2 protein-coding genes are annotated in these 1,565 nt (G+C 68.1%); both read right to left on the bottom strand.

Annotated elements, in window-relative coordinates; all coding sequences use genetic code 11:
* Nucleotides 1-952: M6 family metalloprotease domain-containing protein (locus tag AOK08_RS41805; protein ID WP_063794247.1), on the bottom strand; the 952-nt coding region annotated here is incomplete at its 3' end.
* A gap of 273 nt (nt 953-1,225) precedes the next feature.
* The coding region (locus AOK08_RS46915; RefSeq protein WP_206743422.1) for a hypothetical protein at nt 1,226-1,565 on the bottom strand (340 nt) is incomplete at its 5' end.

Here is a 1,565-nt window from a genome sequence, read left to right as displayed (position 1 = left end):
CTCGGGTGGCCGGATTCGCGCTCAGGGGTTCCAGGGTCAGCCGGGCCGAGGCTCCCTCGCGGACGCACACCACCTGGCGCGAATCCAGCCACCCGAGCTTCCACTTGTGCCAGGCGAAGAGATCCGGCGCCAGCCCGAACTGGCTGCCCATCAGGTCCCAGTCGCCGACGTACGTGTCCCAGTCGCCCTTGCCGTCCACGGGCCGGTGGTAGAGATCGGGCAGGTCGAAGACGTGGCCCGTCTCGTGGGCGAGGACGAGCCGGTCCGGCGGATGCTTCTCGAAGACGGTGACGACCCGGCGGATGTCGGTGCCGTCGGCCCGCAGCGGGACGTCCAGGTTGACGACCTTCGTCGCGTCGGAGTCGACGCCGGGCGCGTCGGGGTCGGCCACGAAGTACACGATGTCGTAGCGCGAGAAGTCGACGTCACGGTCGGCGGCGGCGAGCGCGTCGTGCAGATAGGCAGCCCGGTGGGCGGCGCCCCAGTCCCGCTGTATGGCGTACGAGGTGGACGGCTTCGGCATCCGGATCCACTTGCGGAGCGGGTGCGGGCGCAGCGTGAACCTGCCGTACGAGGCACGGGCGAAGAAGTCGCTGGTGGCGGGGAAGTGGTCGGCGGCCAGTTCGGCGGGGGTGGTGCGCGGGCGCGCGTCCGGGAAGGAGAGGAAGACCATCACGGCGTCGAGGGCGCGGGACGGGCGCGGATAGGCCGCGTTCCAGGTGTCCAGGCCCTCCGAGTGATGGGCGTCGGTGCGCTGGAGGGCGCAGGACCGGACGGAGAAGGGTTCGGCGACCGAGGAGCCCGCGACGAGGGAGGTGGCGGCCAGCGCCGTCATGGTGGTGAGGACGGCGGCCGTGCTGCGCAAGCGGGGGTGCGCCCCGGCGCACGCGAGCCCCTTGAATCCCGCAAGGGCGTCACGGGTGAGCCCCTTGAGGGGGAGCTGACGCGGCACGCAGACCTCCGGATGCGGTTGGGGGACACCGCAACCCAGCCTGTGTGATCTTGCGTTTGTATGCCCTGTTTGTCTGCACCAGAAGGGTGACTGAGGGACGATCAGGTGGATGACCAGGCACAATCGAAGGGCGTCCGGTAAACGGGCAAGCATGCGAGGGCTCACCCTTTGTGGAACGACACCCCGAAACACTCACAGAACGTCACAACTGATCGAGGGCGAAGGAACCCGTCCAGGCGCGGGCAGAAACGATCTGTCAAAACAGCCGGTCGTTCATGGACACTGGACAGTGGCTGGAAGGGCTTCGGGCCAGCCTCTATGATCGGCACACTTTCCTGGCACTTCCCTGACACTTTCCTGCACGGACAAGGCCAGGGCGGCGGTTTGCCGCCCGGCCGGCCGCCCGACGGGATCCACATCAAGACCGAGTGCACTGCGGGAGCGAGCGGTGAGCGGAACGTCCGAAGGGCCGGCGCCCTCGGTAGATCTCATCCGGCCGGCCGTCACAGAGAGTAATTCCGGCACGTCTTCTTCTACGTCTTCGTCCACGCCTACGTCCACGTCCACGTGTTCCACCTCTGCCACGTCCACGTGTTCCACCTCTGCCACGTCC

This window comes from Streptomyces graminilatus, from assembly GCF_001418565.1.
Taxonomy (GTDB): domain Bacteria; phylum Actinomycetota; class Actinomycetes; order Streptomycetales; family Streptomycetaceae; genus Streptomyces; species Streptomyces graminilatus.
The sequence above is the reverse complement of the archived record's forward strand: the minus strand, read 5'-3'. Positions and strand labels throughout refer to the sequence as shown.